The organism is Pectobacterium artocarpous, from assembly GCF_046159765.1.
Taxonomy (GTDB): domain Bacteria; phylum Pseudomonadota; class Gammaproteobacteria; order Enterobacterales; family Enterobacteriaceae; genus Pectobacterium.
This window is the reverse complement of the sequence record NZ_JBJXVK010000017.1, coordinates 51,804-67,439: the sequence shown is the minus strand read 5'-3', so window position 1 is coordinate 67,439 and position 15,636 is coordinate 51,804. Positions and strand designations below refer to the sequence as shown.

The window sequence follows — 15,636 nt, the reverse complement described above, 5'->3', positions numbered from 1 at the left end:
AAATGAGTGTCGTTATAAAAATTAATGCTCGCGCGTTTGGTGGAACGTCACTTCCGGGTAGCGCTCCCGCGTCAGATTAAGGTTCACCATCGTCGGCGCCACATAGGCCAGATTATCCCCGCCATCCAGCGCCAGATGCAGTTCATTCTTACGCTTAAACTCTTCAAATTTCTTCACATCGCTGCATTCAACCCAGCGCGCGGTAGAAACGTTAACCGACTCGTAAATCGCCTCAACGTTGTATTCCGTTTTCAGACGGGCAACCACCACATCGAATTGCAGCACACCAACAGCGCCCACGATAAGATCATTGTTGGTCAATGGACGGAAGACCTGCACCGCACCTTCCTCGGACAGCTGTACCAGCCCTTTCAGCAGCTGTTTCTGCTTGAGCGGATCGCGCAGGCGAATACGACGGAACAGTTCCGGCGCAAAGTTGGGGATACCGGTGAATTTCATGTCTTCACCCTGCGTAAATGTATCGCCAATCTGGATAGTACCGTGGTTGTGTAACCCGATGATATCGCCCGGATAGGCTTCTTCAATGTGGGAACGGTCACCCGCCATAAAGGTCAACGCGTCTGAAATCACCACGTCTTTACCGGTACGAACCTGACGCAGCTTCATGCTTTTTTCATATTTCCCGGACACCACGCGCATAAACGCCACGCGGTCACGGTGTTTCGGGTCCATATTCGCCTGAATCTTGAACACAAAGCCGGTGAATTTCTCTTCCGCCGCTGTGACTTCACGGGTATCCGTTTTACGTGGCATCGGTGCGGGCGCCCAGGCGACCAAGCCGTCCAGCATGTGGTCAACGCCAAAGTTACCCAGCGCCGTACCAAAGAAGACTGGCGTCAGTTCACCTGCCAGAAACGCGTCCAGCTCAAATTCGTGCGATGCCCCTTTCACCAACTCCAGCTCTTCACGCAACTGCGTGGCCAGCTCTTCGCCAACGGCAGTATCCAGTTCCGGGTTATCCAGCCCTTTAACGATACGCACTTCCTGAATCGTGTGGCCTTTACCACTCTGGTACAGGTAGGTTTCGTCTTTATAAAGGTGGTATACGCCTTTGAACAATTTACCGCAGCCAATCGGCCAGGTAATCGGCGCGCAGGCAATTTTAAGCTCGCTCTCGACTTCATCCAGCACTTCCATCGGATCGCGGATGTCACGGTCGAGTTTGTTCATGAACGTCAGGATAGGCGTGTCACGCAGGCGTGTCACTTCCATCAGCTTACGCGTACGATCCTCGACCCCTTTTGCGGCATCGATCACCATCAGGCAGCAGTCCACCGCCGTCAGCGTACGATAGGTATCTTCGGAGAAGTCTTCGTGTCCCGGCGTATCAAGCAGGTTAACCAGACAATCACGGTAAGGAAACTGCATCACGGACGTGGTGATAGAGATACCACGCTGCTTTTCCATCTCCATCCAGTCGGATTTTGCATGCTGATTCGAACCACGCCCTTTTACCGTACCGGCAGTCTGAATCGCCTGTCCGAACAGTAGGACCTTTTCGGTAATCGTAGTTTTACCGGCATCGGGGTGAGAAATGATAGCGAACGTTCTTCTTTTAGAGACTTCGCGGGCGTATTCACTTGGAGACATGATTTTCAGGTTTCTTTTGTTAGCCACCCGGCGTCAGCATCAAGGTCAACAACACACCGATGTCAGATCGTCAGGCAAAGCGGAAATAAACGGTAGCCGCGCATTTTCCCTGATTTAACGTGCAGACACAATCGGTGATGGCATAAACAGCAAAGCAGCTGTCTTTACCCGACAAACCTCAGCCTTCCACAGGCAATAATAACGGAATAAATCATTTATAAAGTTACCATCCCTCTTTGCCGATAATGCTCAGGTCAATATTTAACCACTTAATCGCCCTTAAGGAGAGAGTATGAGCTTGTCTGTAAATAATACGGGTTATAGCAATTCTCAGGCCCAAAGCACCGCGCCCCCCTTATCATCCACACAGTACACAGCAACGACAGAGCCCACCACGGCCAATAGCATACAAATCATTGAACCGATGACCGGAAAGACGCTCACTTTTCCCAAGAATATAAAAATTTCTGCGGAAGCGATGACACGCTTGAAAGAAAATGTGGTAATCGCTCCTCGCTCAAATCTCAGTGAAATAGAGCAGAATGCACTTCAGGCTGAGATACTTGAAAATCGAAATCTGATACTACAAAGCAATGCCAATACGCCATCTAACTCAGACATCAGGCTATCTATTGATAACATCGGCACGAACGAAATGGCCCTTGAACTCTGGTCAAATCACCTCAGAGAGGACAGTGGCACCAGTAAAGAAGACTTTATCGGTCTGGTTCATCAGGCGCTATCTAAGCCATCCAGCGTGACATTGTGGAGCTACCCACCGAGAGTATCGAAATCACGCTAAAAGCCGCAAAACTGGAAGAACTCAAACACCGCTATGTAAACAACGACTATCATCAAAACGCCGATCGTGACATTCAAAATTTCATCCAGTCCCAGTCTGACGCCTTGAGTAATCTGGAAAAAAACATTCTGCAAGATGAGTACCAGCGCAGCGTCGACGCAGGAGACACCGATAAGGCGAACACGACATTTCTGGAACTGCAAAAGAACGCAGAAGGCACGTCAGCAACCCAACTTCAGCGCCAGCAAATTTTCTCGCGTGCGGCCTCAACCGATGTTTCTGCCTGGTTCGGTAGCTTCCGCGACTATATCGCTGCCTCTGATTTCGATCGCTATACCAAGAGCGAATACAACTCAATCGTCAATCAATTCTATAATCACTGGCTAACGTTTCAGCAGGCATTGAAATAGCCACCCCCCGTACAAACACGACGTTTGTACGGAAGGTCGTCAGGCTTTTTCTTCCTCGTCCTTTTTCACTGCCGTGCTGTCATTCGGCCGCGTGTCGCTCTCTGCTTCGTCCCCTTCCTCTTTCACAGGCGTACTTGCCGTAAGAAAGTAAGGCGACTGTTGCCAGCGAGTCCGACGATTCTGCAACAGCGTGCGGGTCAGAATGATGCCGATAGCCAGCGAAAGCAAAATCATCAGACGCAGAATATTGGTCGTGTTATCCACCTGTCTGGCTTCGGTTGCCAGCACATGGGTATCTAAGGTGATACGCAGGAAGCCAATCGGCCCCTCTTTCCCCTCAATCGGCTGCACCAGTTGATGGTTAAAGTAGCTGCCAACCCGATTGCCGTCCAGCGCCAGTCGGTCTCGCAATTGCACCTGTTCACCGACATGCGCCACCAGCGAGCCGTCCTGCTGATATACGCCGGCATCCAGAATGCGGCTGTGATCGGTAAGCTGCTTGAGGATGGTAGTAATCTTTTGGCTATTATCATCCACGCTGCCCATCAGCGGAGAAAGGCTGTAAGCCACCTGTCTGGAGAGCGTACGCGCCAGATCTTCAACCTGCTCAGATCGCGCCATCTGGTGGCTCAAACTGAAATAGGACGCCCCTTGCATTAATATCACCAGCAGGGCAAGGCAAATCAGCACAATTGCCGTGCGGTGTAGACGAAATTTCACCCGGGCGCGAACCATGATAATCCTTACACGTTTTGGATACTTTCATGTTGCCAGAAGCGCCGACGATAGGATAGCTTGTTGCCCTGTTTTTGGAGGGATATGTTTGGTCGACGCCACATCCCTTATTTATCGCACGACTTTATTGCACTACTGCCAGCAGAGGATTTACCCCATGTCGAATAGTCTGACCTATCGTGATCTCCCTGATGAGATCAACTGTTGGCCGGGACTGCCATTATCACTGAGTGGTGACGAAGTGATGCCGCTTGACTACCGCGCTGGCGACACTGGCTGGCTTATTTATAGCGATGTCCTCGATAAAAATCTGATTTCCCGCTATCAGCGTAAACTGGGCTGCGCGATGGTTATCGTGAGCGCCTGGAACGTGGGCGATTATCAGGTTGTACGTTTAGCTGGCACGCTGACGCCACGCGCCACCAAACTGGCTCACGAACTGGGTATTGATGTCGCGGCCATGCGTAATGCGCCGACGCTGCGTTCTCCGGGTTTGCTAGTGATGGACATGGATTCCACTGCGATTCAGATCGAATGTATAGATGAAATCGCCAAGCTGGCAGGCACAGGCGAGTTAGTCGCTGAAGTCACCGAACGCGCGATGCGCGGCGAGTTGGATTTCGCTGCCAGCCTGCGCCAGCGCGTGGGGACATTAAAAGGTGCCGATGCCAACATTTTAAAAACGGTACTTAAGACGCTGCCACTGATGCCGGGCCTGCGTAATATGGTTAGCCAGCTTCAGGAAGCAGGCTGGCACGTTGCCATTGCGTCGGGTGGGTTTACCTACTTTGCCGATTATTTGCGTGATGATCTAGGCCTGGTGGCCGCCGTTGCCAACGAATTAGGCATGCAAGACGGCAAACTGACTGGCGACGTCATAGGTCAGATTGTCGATGCAAAATACAAAGCGACCACGCTGCAACAGTTGGCGGAAAAGCTGGAAATCCCTCTGCATCAGACCGTTGCAATTGGTGACGGCGCGAACGATTTGCCGATGATCAAGGCTGCCAGCTTAGGCATTGCCTATCACGCCAAACCGAAGGTCAATGAGCAGTCTACAGTCACCATCCGTCATGCCGACTTGACCGGCGTGCTGTGCATTCTCAGCGGTAGTATGAGACACGAAAAACGTTAACTAGCGGGAGGTGAACCATGGCAAAAGCCGTCAAACGGGCGTTTGTATGTAATGAATGCGGATCTGACTACCCGCGTTGGCAAGGGCAGTGCAGCGCCTGTCATGCCTGGAACACCATTACCGAAGTCCGTCTGGCATCGGCGTCCGTATCACGTTCCGACCGTCTCACCGGCTATGCGGGTGAGAGTGCAGGCGTCAGTCGGGTACAAAAACTTTCGGAAATCAGCCTTGAAGCCCTGCCCCGTTTTTCTACCGGTTTTCAGGAGTTTGACCGCGTTCTGGGCGGCGGCGTCGTTCCCGGCAGCGCGATTCTGATCGGCGGTAACCCCGGTGCGGGTAAAAGTACCCTACTACTGCAAACGCTGTGCAAACTGTCAGAAAATATGAAAACCCTGTACGTCACCGGGGAAGAGTCATTGCAGCAGGTGGCGATGCGAGCACACCGTCTCAACCTGCCGACCCAGAATCTCAATATGCTGTCGGAAACCAGCATCGAACAGATTTGCCTGATTGCCGAGCAGGAACAGCCGAAGCTGATGGTGATCGATTCCATTCAGGTCATGCATCTCGCTGATATTCAATCGTCCCCCGGCAGCGTCGCGCAGGTGCGTGAAACCGCAGCCTACTTGACGCGCTTCGCCAAAACGCGCGGCGTCGCTATCGTGATGGTCGGCCACGTCACTAAAGACGGCTCGCTCGCCGGGCCGAAAGTATTGGAACACTGCATCGACTGCTCCGTGCTTCTGGATGGTGATGCCGATTCCCGCTTCCGCACCCTGCGTAGCCATAAAAACCGTTTTGGTGCCGTCAATGAACTGGGTGTGTTCGCCATGACGGAACAAGGGCTACGCGAGGTCAGCAATCCATCGGCGATTTTCCTCAGCCGCGGGGACGAAGTGACGTCCGGCAGTTCCGTTATGGTGGTGTGGGAAGGCACGCGCCCGCTGCTGGTCGAAATTCAGGCGCTGGTGGATCAATCGATGATGTCCAACCCGCGCCGCGTGGCGGTCGGGCTGGAGCAAAACCGCTTAGCCATCCTGTTGGCAGTGCTGCATCGCCATGGCGGCTTACAGATGTCGGATCAGGATGTGTTCGTGAATGTCGTCGGCGGCGTCAAGGTCACCGAAACCAGTGCCGACCTGGCGCTGCTGCTGTCGCTAGTCTCCAGTTTCCGCGACCGTCCGCTGCCACAGGATCTCGTCATCTTCGGTGAAGTCGGTCTGGCAGGTGAAATTCGCCCGGTTCCCAGCGGACAAGAGCGGATCACCGAAGCCGCCAAGCACGGCTTCAAACGCGCCATCGTTCCTCATGCCAATATGCCGAAGAAAACCCCTGCCAGTATGCAGGTGTTCGGCGTGAAAAAGCTGGCCGATGCGCTGGCGATCCTCGACGATCTATAGCCGCGCTCACACTAACACTCCAATCCAAGCAACGGCCTGCCCGCTAGCAGGCCGTTTTCTTTCATTACTGCCGTTGAAAAAGCGTTAACTGTAATCCCGCCGGCGCATCCAGTCGGCTATTTACAGAGCGGAAAGGCGTTTCTTTCGGTGCACCCAGCAACGTTGCTCCCGACGCGGTCAGCGTATCCGTCGTCTGCACCACATCATCAACCTCAAAGGCAACGCGAATCCAACCAGACACCCGTTCACCGACTTCAACACGGTCAATAAACGCCGCAGTTTCCGGTTCAACCAGCTCTAGCGTCGCCCTTCCCGCTTCCAGAATGGCGACACGACCGCTATCCGGCGGTACCGCATCCTGCTGCCGTAACCCCAATCGATCGCGATAGAATGCCAGTGCGTTATCGAAATCCTCCGTAGTGACCACTAGCCTTAACTCTTTTACCTTCTGTTCAGACATAAAGCACTCCTCATTGATGAATTAATTTTCACATCGTTAGCTGCCTGAAACAGAATATTCTCGTTAGAATGGTGCATTCAAAGTCATCCTTTTCAGCATAAGATGAATAAAAATCAGCATGAAAAAAAGACTTCCTCCGCTAGGTTCGCTACTAGCTTTTGATAAAGTGGCTGAGCTACGCAGCTTTAAACATGCCGCCGATGCGCTCGGCGTTTCCGCAACGGCAGTTAGCCACCAGATTCGCCTGCTGGAAGCACATCTCGGCCAGCGCGTGCTAGAGCGTAATCCACGCCACGTGGCATTAACGGATAAAGGTGAATTGCTCTACGCTGGCACTCGTCAGGCATTTACGTTACTTCAGGATACAGTAGAAAGGGTCACCGAAACCCCGGTGAATCACGTGCTGACACTGACCGCCACAACAGCATTTATCTCCCACTGGCTCATGCCTCGTCTGGCGCAGTTACGTCATGCTTACCCGGATCTCGATCTACGCCTGCATGCTGACGATCACATCGTCGATATGCAAACTGCGGCAATTGATATCGCGATTCGCTATGGCAACACGCCTGATGGAACATTGGCGTCACCCTGCCTGTTCGAAGATAAATTTCTTCTCGCGGTGAGCCCAAAATTCACGATAACACGTCCAAAAGATTTGCTAACGATCCCACTTATCCACGTTGATGGCAGGCGCATCCCATCATCAACGCCCGACTGGAGCCGGTGGAGAGATCAACATGGGCCGCAGGCGTTAGATATTACGCATGGCTCACATTTCAACGATGAAACACACGCCATTCAGGCCGCTATCGCTGGGCAAGGTGCCGTGATCGCTAGCAGCCTAATCGTGCAGAACGCATTGCGCAGCCATCTGCTTTACGCGCCGTTTACGACAGCGCTTGATGGAGGTTGCTACTATTTCGTTGAGAGCCCACACAGTAAGAAACACCGGCTTATCGCACAGTTTCGCGACTGGTTAACGGCAGAAATGGCAGAGAGTAGACGGACACAATGACAGCGTAGAGGTTGAGTGACGCCAATAACCGTCCTAAAAAAAGCAGATATTGCCTTATCTTGTGGTATTTTGTTTAGTAAGCTAAACAAGAGTGCTGCACCATGTCATCATTTGATTACCTGAAATCCGCCATCCGGCAGAAGGGTTGCACCCTACAGCAGGTTGCCGACGCAACCGATATGACCAAAGGCTATCTCAGTCAGTTACTTAATGCCAAGATCAAAAGCCCTAGCGCGCAGAAGCTGGAAGCGCTGCATCGCTTTCTTGAACTGGAATTCCCGCGTTACGAAAAGAGTATTGGCGTCGTCTTCGGCAAGTTCTATCCGCTACACACTGGCCATATTTATCTGATTCAACGCGCTTGTAGTCAGGTCGATGAACTGCATGTGATTTTGGGCTATGACGAACCACGTGATCGTTTGCTGTTTGAGAACAGCTCGATGTCGCAGCAGCCCACCGTCAGCGACCGCTTGCGCTGGCTCTTGCAGACCTTTAAGTATCAGAAAAATATTCATATTCATGCTTTTAATGAGCAAGGAATGGAACCGTATCCGCACGGCTGGGATGTATGGAGTAAAGGCATTAAGGCGTTCATGCAGGAAAAAAGCATCACACCCAATTTTGTCTACACCAGCGAAGAGCAGGATGCCCCGCAATACCGCGAACATCTGGGCATTGAGGCCGTCCTGATCGACCCGCAGCGCTCCTTTATGAACATCAGCGGTTCGCAGATTCGCCACGATCCCTTCCGCTATTGGGACTATATCCCGACCGAGGTTAAGCCGTTCTTTGTGCGCACGGTAGCCATTCTTGGTGGTGAATCCAGCGGTAAATCCACACTGGTGAATAAACTGGCCAATATCTTCAACACCACCAGCGCCTGGGAATATGGCCGTGATTATGTGTTCTCCCATCTGGGTGGCGACGAGATGGCACTGCAATATTCCGACTACGACAAGATCGCACTAGGTCAGGCACAGTACATCGATTTTGCCGTCAAATACGCCAATAAAGTGGCCTTTATCGACACCGATTTCGTCACCACGCAGGCGTTCTGCAAGAAATATGAAGGTCGTGAACACCCGTTCGTTCAGGCGTTAGTTGACGAATACCGCTTCGATTTGGTGATTTTGCTGGAAAATAATACGCCATGGGTGGCTGATGGACTGCGCAGCTTAGGCAGTACCACTGCACGTTCGGAGTTCCAGAATCTGCTGAAAACGATGCTGGCTGACAATAATATCCCGTACGTTTATATCAAAGAGTCGGATTACGATGCGCGTTTCCTGCACTGTGTGGAACTGGTGCAGCAGATGCTGGGTCACGATCGTTCGCCTGAACAGATAAAAAGCTAGCGCGTGTTCCACTGCCAATGGCGGGAGGGAGTAATCATTTCTGGCAGCGGAATATCCCAGCTTTCCACCGGCAGAGCGTCAACCTGCTGACAATCGTGGGCCAGACCAATTGGGTAAGGCCCACGAGACATCTGGTTGCGATACTGCAACGTCCTATCGTAAAAACCACCGCCCATGCCAAGCCGCTGCCCCTGCTGATCAAACGCCACCAGCGGCGTCAGCAGAATATCCAACTGCGGTAACGGTAACACCTGGCGCACGTCGAGACGCGGTTCCATAATCTTCAGACGATTACGTACCAGCTCGGTGTCCGGCGCATAGCGCAGGAACAGCAGATGCCCGACGCAAAACGGATGCAGAACGGGCAAATAAACGCGCTTCCCCTGCCGCCATAGCTGCTGAATCAACGGCTGTGTATCCAGCTCGCCATCAAACGACAGAAATACCGCTACGCTCTCTGCTTCGATAATTTTTGGGTGCGCGATGACCCGTTTACACGCTTGTTGTGCAAATAACGCCTGCTGCTCTGACGTCAGTAAACGCCGATTTTGCCGCACAGCCTGACGAATCTGCTGACGTGATGATGCCGTAGAAGAAGGTGTCGTATCGGGAAGTGTCGATGAATCAGAAGATGACATGGGCTGCATTCGCCACGGGTCAGGAATGATAAAAGAAAGGGAATCTCCGAGATGCCGCCGCAGGCTGTAACCCTTGAACCCTTGGTTCAAGGTGAACATAACGTCGCAGTTTTAAGGCTTCTCGGACGAACCGAGCGTGCTCACCAACCGCAGAGCATTATATTCTGTTGGTATGAAATATCGGCTCAGGGGACTGGCCCGCTGACAAACATCTCAGAGAAATTTTATTCGTTACTCGCGATAAACCTTAGCACGTCTTACCGCGTAAAAACACCGTACTTTTGTCAAAATACGACGTTATTCAAATTGCGCACCCTGACGTTCGGTGATCTTACCCTGTTCCAGCAACGCCTGTTCGATGGTCTGCTGCAACATACGAATACGCTGTTCCATATTCGACGCATAATCACGCGTCTTACCTCGCTCCTGCGCCAGCTCATGGCACACATTCAGCGCGGCAATAAACACCAGTTGCTCAGTGTTTGTGACTCTAGTGCGAACTTTAAGATCTTGCAACCGCTGGTTAAGATCTTCCGCCGCCTGATTCAACGCTTCCTGTTGTTCTGGCGGGGAATTCACTCTTAACGAACGGCCAAAAATTTGAATATCTACTGGTTGTGCAGACATACCACCTTCCTGCCTTTTGTCGTTCTTGCGCCCGCGTGCCGCATAGCGTGAGCATTACCCGTTACATCGGGCTCGTTAAAGCGGGCGCAACTATATATAGCCGAGATCTAAGATACAAGCCCTTTCTGGTATCGAAAGGGAGCTTGGTGGTAGCATAGCACGAACCAATCCAGCCAACGATGACGAATCCGCATGTCTATAGAGAATACGTTTCCCGCCTATGAAGGCCTTAACCATCTGCTTCACCAACAGCAAGTCGCGCTGACCGCAGCAGAAATGCACGGTTTGATCAGTGGGATGCTGTGTGGTGGAAACCATGACGACAGTTGGAGAACGCTGGTTTTTGAACTGACTAACGAAGGGATGGCGTTTACCCAAACGCTATCGCAGCCGATTCAGGAGCTGTATCAGGCCACGCGTGAAGCGCTGGAAGATGACGGTTTCCTCTTCCAGCTTTTCCTCCCGGACGACACACAGGATGACGTAAGCGTCTTCGATCGCGCCGACGCGCTGGCAGGCTGGGTCAACCACTTCCTGCTCGGACTGGGCGTGGCTCAGCCACAGTTGAACAAAGCCAAAGGCGAGCTGAAAGAAGCCATCGAAGATTTGCGCAACATCGCACAGCTTGGCTACGACGAAGATGAAGATCAGGAAGAGCTGGAACAATCACTGGAAGAAGTGATTGAGTATGTTCGCGTTTCTGCCATTTTGTGCCATACCGAATTTACCAGCCAACGCGTTGTGACTGCGCCCGAACAGCAAAAGCCAACGCTGCACTAAATAACGTAGAAAGGCATGCCTTATTCAGGGCGGAAGAGAAAGGCAACCGCACGGACTATTTTCAGGAGCAGGTGATGAATCCACAAGAATTTCTTCGTCGTCGTCAGGGTCTGTTGGAAAAAATGGCACCGGGCAGCGCCGCGATTATTTTTGCCGCGCCGGAAGCGCAGCGCAATGCCGACAGTGACTATCCTTATCGTCAAAATAGTGATTTCTGGTATTTCACGGGATTCAACGAACCAGAAGCGGTTCTGCTGCTGGTAAAAAGCGATGCCAAACATCATCACAGTGTGATCTTCAACCGCGTACGCGATCTGACGGCCGAAATCTGGTTTGGTCGTCGTCTCGGTCAGGAAGCGGCTCCCGCCAAACTCGGCGTTGATCGCGCCCTGCCGTTTGGCGAAATCGGCACACAACTGCATCTATTATTGAATGGTCTGGACGTGGTGTATCACGCACAGGGTCAGTACGATTATGCCGACAAGCTGATCTTCGCCGCACTGGACACCTTGCGCAACGGCACTCGTCAGGGATTTGCAGCCCCTGCTACGCTGACTGACTGGCGCCCGTGGGTGCATGAAATGCGTTTATTTAAATCGCCTGAAGAAATCAGTGTAATGCGCCGCGCCTGTGAAATTACAGCGCTGGCTCACACACGCGCCATGCAAAAATGCCGTCCCGGCATGTATGAATATCAGTTGGAAGGCGAAATTCACCACGAGTTTACCCGCCACGGCGCACGCTACCCTTCTTACAACACGATCGTAGGCAGCGGTGAAAACGCTTGCATCCTGCATTACACCGAAAACGAAATGCAAATGCGCGACGGCGATCTCGTGCTGATTGATGCAGGCTGTGAATACAAAAGCTATGCTGGCGATATTACCCGCACCTTCCCCGTCAACGGCAAGTTTACCGCGCCGCAGCGCGCCATTTACGACATTGTGCTGCGCGCACAACTGCGGGCGCTGGAGCTGTTTGGCCCAGGTCGTAGCATCCGCGAAGTGAATGAAGAAGTGGTGCGCATGATGGTCAATGGGCTCATCAAACTCGGCGTAATGAAAGGCGACGTGGAAGAGTTGATTGCTGAACAGGCACATCGCCAGTTCTTCATGCATGGCCTCAGCCACTGGCTGGGTCTGGACGTGCATGACGTGGGAGATTACGGCACGACCGATCGAGGCCGTCCGCTTGAGCCCGGTATGGTCCTGACCATCGAGCCCGGCCTTTACATCGCGCCGGATGCCAAGGTGCCGCAGCAGTATCGGGGCATCGGGGTACGCATTGAAGACAACATCGTGATCACCGAAAACGGCAACGAAAACCTGACGGCTGGCGTAGTCAAAGACGCCGATGACATTGAAGCGCTGATGGCGCAATGGCATGACAAGCAACACTAAACTGTACTTTCAAAGAATAACGGCATCATTGCAAAGGACAACAGCATGGCAGTCATGATTGTCGGTGGCGGAATGGCAGGCGCGACGCTGGCGCTGGCGATCTCTCGGCTTTCACAGGGCACAATCCCGGTCGATCTTATCGAGGCACATTCGCCGCTCGACAAGGAACATCCGGGTTTTGACGCACGCGCCATCGCTCTGTCTGACGGCACACGCCAGCAGCTAGCGGCACTGGGCATCTGGTCATCGCTATGCAGCCATGCAACCGCGATAACCGACATTCACGTCAGCGAACGCGGGCACGCCAGCGTAGTGAACCTGAAAGCTTCGGACTATCACGTTCAGGCATTGGGCCATGTGGTTGAACTGCACGACGTCGGACAACGTCTGTTTGCCCTGCTGCAACAGTCGCCGGGCGTGCGCCTGCACTGCCCAGCCAAAGTGGTTGCCGTCACGCGGACACAAGAGAACGCGGCACTAACGCTGGACAATGGTACCGAGCTAACGGGTCAATTGATGGTTGCCGCCGATGGTTCTCGCTCTATGCTCTCGCACGCTTGCGGTATTCAGTGGCAACAGCATGATTATGATCAGATCGCCGTGATCGCGAATGTGACGACTGCCGAACCTCATCATGGGCGCGCGTTTGAGCGATTCACGCCGCACGGCCCGCTGGCGCTACTACCCATGAGCAATGGCCGCTCCTCACTCGTCTGGTGCCATGATAAACACCGTCAACATGAGGTCGATGGCTGGAGCGAAGCTGAATTTCGTCAACAGTTACAACAGGCTTTCGGCTGGCGTCTGGGGCGATTCACTCATATCGGTGAACACCACAGCTATCCGCTGCGCTTACTGACAGCCAGCCAGCATATTAGCCATCGGCTAGCGCTGGTGGGTAATGCGGCACAAACGCTGCACCCGATTGCCGGACAAGGCTTTAATCTGGGGATTCGCGATGTCATGTCGCTGGCAGAAACGCTCGTCGGGGCGGCAAAAAATCAGCAGGATATCGGTCAGTACACGGTACTCAACCGCTATCAGCAGCGGCGCAAACCCGATCAACACACCACGGTGGCGATCACCGATGGGCTGGTCAGGCTGTTTGCCAACCGCTATACCGCGTTGGCTGTCGGCCGTAACCTCGGCCTCATTGCCATGAATAACCTGCCGCTGATGCGCGACGCCTTTGCTCGTCGCACGCTGGGCTGGGTAGAACGTTAACGAAGTTCGCCAACAGGAAAAGACGGAAATGCAATCATTCGACGTGGTTATTGCCGGTGGCGGTATGGTCGGCCTAGCGTTAGCCTGCGGCTTACAGGGCAGCGGCCTGCGTATCGCCGTGCTGGAGAAACAGGCGGCTGAACCTCAGCCGATCGGGAAAGACCATGCCCTGCGCGTCTCCGCCATCAATGCCGCCAGTGAATGTCTCCTGCGCCACATCGGCGTCTGGGAAAACCTCGTGGCGCAACGCGTCAGCCCGTATAACGACATGCAGGTATGGGACAAAGACAGCTTCGGAAAAATCAGCTTTAGCGGCGAAGAATTCGGCTTTTCCCACCTTGGGCACATCATTGAAAACCCCGTGATTCAGCAGGTACTGTGGCAACGTGCCGCTCAGTTAAGTGACATCACTCTGCTCTCCCCCGCATCGCTAAAACAGGTCGCCTGGGGCGAGAATGAAGCCTTTATTACGTTGCAGGATGACAGCATGCTGACCGCCCGGCTGGTGGTGGGTGCGGACGGCGCGCACTCTTGGCTGCGTCAGCATGCGGATATTCCGCTGACCTTTTGGGATTACGGCCACCACGCGCTGGTCGCCAACATTCGTACCGAACATCCGCATCAGTCTGTGGCACGTCAGGCGTTTCACGGTGACGGGATTCTGGCCTTTCTGCCACTGGATGATCCGCACCTCTGTTCGATTGTCTGGTCGCTGTCACCGGAACAGGCTCAGGCGATGCAGAATCTGCCTGTAGAAGCATTCAATCGTCAGGTCGCGATGGCATTTGATATGCGATTGGGGCTGTGTGAACTGGAAAGCGAGCGCCAGACTTTCCCGCTGACCGGACGCTACGCCCGCAGTTTTGCGGCACATCGGCTGGTACTGGTCGGCGACGCGGCGCACACCATTCATCCGCTGGCAGGACAAGGCGTTAATCTGGGCTTCATGGATGTCGCCGAGCTGATTACGGAGCTGAAGCGTTTACAGACGCAGGGCAAAGATATTGGCCAACACATTTATCTACGACGCTATGAGCGCCGCCGCAAACACAGCGCCGCCGTGATGCTCGCCAGCATGCAGGGATTCCGTGAGCTGTTTAACGGCGACAATCCAGCGAAAAAACTGCTGCGTGATGTCGGTCTGGTACTGGCGGATAAACTGCCCGGCATTAAACCTACGCTAGTACGTCAGGCAATGGGATTGCACGATCTGCCAGACTGGCTTAGCGCCGGAAAATAGTAAAACCGGAATAAATAATACCTCTCGCCGTGTCAGCGGCGAGATATTAATTAAACACCTAACGTATTTAACCACCCGCCTTTATTCAATCAGCATTTCTCGAATATCCACCTTATTCTTTCAATATAATTAGCAACATCATTATATTTACATTAATTAATATTTTATATAAAAAACAAACAATTAAATTAATTTATTTCAAGATAGTGACATGGGTGAAGTCATATTTATCATTAAACCTTCGCATTCCTCTTCTATTCAAGAAAAATTTACGTTATAACGTCCACAACAAGGATGGTTTAACAAGGAGTTACACGAATGGCTAATTCTATTTTCATGAAAATAACGGGAAAAATTCAGGGACTGATCTCCGAGGGGTGTTTAAGCATCGACTCTGTAGGGAATAAACATATTTCTGGCCACGAGGATGAAATTTTTGTTTATGCCACAAATTACGACCTATCACGAGATCGGCACGTCAACCATCACCCCTTTTCCGTGACCAAGGTCGTTGATAAATCGACACCGCTCCTACTCACCAGCATCTCCAACAATGAACTTCTGGAAGTTGAATTGAGGTATTACCGTACCTCAGCCAGCGGTACACAAGAGAACTACATGACCATCACATTGAGGGATGCGTCTATTGTCAATCTCTCTAATCAGAATCCCAACTCATTGACGCATAGCGACATGCAGCCGTTTGAAACCCTGAGCCTGCGCTATGAAAGCATTACCTGCCAGCACAATATCGCGGGTACATCGGGGTACAGCATATTAACTGAGAATATGTACTGATAA

The 15,636-nt window shown here is 52.6% G+C and carries 16 protein-coding genes and 1 other RNA gene; 11 read left to right on the top strand and 6 right to left on the bottom strand.

Annotated elements, in window-relative coordinates:
- Positions 1-21: 21 nt before the first annotated feature.
- A complete protein-coding gene (gene prfC / locus ACKQAD_RS12475; protein WP_409160446.1) occupies positions 22-1,611 on the bottom strand; it encodes a peptide chain release factor 3 in 1,590 nt (529 codons plus the stop codon).
- 292 nt (positions 1,612-1,903) lie between these two features.
- Here prfC and ACKQAD_RS12470 point away from each other — a divergent pair, with 292 nt between their 5' ends.
- Entirely contained in the window at positions 1,904-2,413 is a 510-nt protein-coding gene (locus ACKQAD_RS12470) for a hypothetical protein (RefSeq protein WP_409160445.1), read from the top strand.
- Positions 2,377-2,823 (top strand): hypothetical protein, encoded by a 447-nt coding sequence (locus tag ACKQAD_RS12465; protein WP_409160444.1) that lies wholly within the window; start codon positions 2,377-2,379, stop codon positions 2,821-2,823. The genes ACKQAD_RS12470 and ACKQAD_RS12465 overlap by 37 nt, the downstream gene beginning before the upstream one ends.
- Positions 2,824-2,862: 39 nt before the next feature.
- Here ACKQAD_RS12465 and ACKQAD_RS12460 read toward each other — a convergent pair whose 3' ends face one another.
- Entirely contained in the window at positions 2,863-3,558 is a 696-nt protein-coding gene (locus ACKQAD_RS12460; RefSeq protein ID WP_409160443.1) for a YtjB family periplasmic protein, read from the bottom strand.
- A 157-nt stretch (positions 3,559-3,715) separates the two neighbouring features.
- Here ACKQAD_RS12460 and serB point away from each other — a divergent pair, with 157 nt between their 5' ends.
- Both serB and radA read left to right on the top strand, forming a co-directional pair.
- Positions 3,716-4,693: a phosphoserine phosphatase gene (serB, locus tag ACKQAD_RS12455; RefSeq protein WP_409160442.1), complete on the top strand. Its 978-nt coding sequence runs from the start codon at positions 3,716-3,718 to the stop codon at positions 4,691-4,693.
- A gap of 17 nt (positions 4,694-4,710) precedes the next feature.
- Positions 4,711-6,093, top strand: a complete 1,383-nt coding sequence (gene radA / locus ACKQAD_RS12450; protein ID WP_409160441.1) for a DNA repair protein RadA — start codon at positions 4,711-4,713, stop codon at positions 6,091-6,093.
- A gap of 64 nt (positions 6,094-6,157) precedes the next feature.
- Here radA and ACKQAD_RS12445 read toward each other — a convergent pair whose 3' ends face one another.
- Entirely contained in the window at positions 6,158-6,553 is a 396-nt protein-coding gene (locus ACKQAD_RS12445) for a VOC family protein (RefSeq protein WP_409160440.1), read from the bottom strand.
- A gap of 118 nt (positions 6,554-6,671) precedes the next feature.
- On the opposite strand from ACKQAD_RS12445, the gene ACKQAD_RS12440 reads away from it, so the two are divergent.
- Both ACKQAD_RS12440 and nadR read left to right on the top strand, forming a co-directional pair.
- A complete protein-coding gene (locus tag ACKQAD_RS12440; protein WP_409160439.1) occupies positions 6,672-7,571 on the top strand; it encodes a LysR substrate-binding domain-containing protein in 900 nt (299 codons plus the stop codon).
- A gap of 101 nt (positions 7,572-7,672) precedes the next feature.
- Positions 7,673-8,926, top strand: coding sequence for a multifunctional transcriptional regulator/nicotinamide-nucleotide adenylyltransferase/ribosylnicotinamide kinase NadR (gene nadR, locus ACKQAD_RS12435; RefSeq protein ID WP_409160438.1), 1,254 nt, complete (start codon positions 7,673-7,675; stop codon positions 8,924-8,926).
- On the opposite strand, the gene ACKQAD_RS12430 is transcribed toward nadR, so the two are convergent.
- From ACKQAD_RS12430 to zapA, 3 genes are all read right to left on the bottom strand, one after another.
- Positions 8,923-9,564 (bottom strand): 5-formyltetrahydrofolate cyclo-ligase, encoded by a 642-nt coding sequence (locus ACKQAD_RS12430; RefSeq protein ID WP_409160437.1) that lies wholly within the window; start codon positions 9,562-9,564, stop codon positions 8,923-8,925. The two genes, nadR and ACKQAD_RS12430, sit on opposite strands and share 4 nt — an antisense overlap.
- A gap of 39 nt (positions 9,565-9,603) precedes the next feature.
- Positions 9,604-9,787: non-coding RNA, 6S RNA (ssrS, locus tag ACKQAD_RS12425), on the bottom strand.
- A gap of 74 nt (positions 9,788-9,861) precedes the next feature.
- A complete protein-coding gene (gene zapA / locus ACKQAD_RS12420; protein WP_409160436.1) occupies positions 9,862-10,191 on the bottom strand; it encodes a cell division protein ZapA in 330 nt (109 codons plus the stop codon).
- 192 nt (positions 10,192-10,383) lie between these two features.
- On the opposite strand from zapA, the gene ACKQAD_RS12415 reads away from it, so the two are divergent.
- The 5 genes from ACKQAD_RS12415 to ACKQAD_RS12395 all read left to right on the top strand — a co-directional run bounded on the left by ACKQAD_RS12415 (position 10,384) and on the right by ACKQAD_RS12395 (position 15,633).
- Positions 10,384-10,971 carry a YecA/YgfB family protein gene (locus tag ACKQAD_RS12415; protein ID WP_039355082.1) on the top strand — a complete coding sequence of 196 codons (588 nt, stop codon included), beginning with the start codon at positions 10,384-10,386 and terminating at the stop codon, positions 10,969-10,971.
- A gap of 74 nt (positions 10,972-11,045) precedes the next feature.
- Positions 11,046-12,371 (top strand): Xaa-Pro aminopeptidase, encoded by a 1,326-nt coding sequence (gene pepP, locus ACKQAD_RS12410; RefSeq protein WP_409160435.1) that lies wholly within the window; start codon positions 11,046-11,048, stop codon positions 12,369-12,371.
- A gap of 45 nt (positions 12,372-12,416) precedes the next feature.
- Positions 12,417-13,595 carry a 2-octaprenyl-6-methoxyphenyl hydroxylase gene (gene ubiH, locus ACKQAD_RS12405; RefSeq protein ID WP_409160434.1) on the top strand — a complete coding sequence of 393 codons (1,179 nt, stop codon included), beginning with the start codon at positions 12,417-12,419 and terminating at the stop codon, positions 13,593-13,595.
- 28 nt (positions 13,596-13,623) lie between these two features.
- Positions 13,624-14,835: an FAD-dependent 2-octaprenylphenol hydroxylase gene (gene ubiI, locus ACKQAD_RS12400; protein ID WP_409160433.1), complete on the top strand. Its 1,212-nt coding sequence runs from the start codon at positions 13,624-13,626 to the stop codon at positions 14,833-14,835.
- 318 nt (positions 14,836-15,153) lie between these two features.
- Positions 15,154-15,633 (top strand): Hcp family type VI secretion system effector, encoded by a 480-nt coding sequence (locus tag ACKQAD_RS12395; RefSeq protein WP_409160432.1) that lies wholly within the window; start codon positions 15,154-15,156, stop codon positions 15,631-15,633.
- Positions 15,634-15,636: the final 3 nt, after the last annotated feature.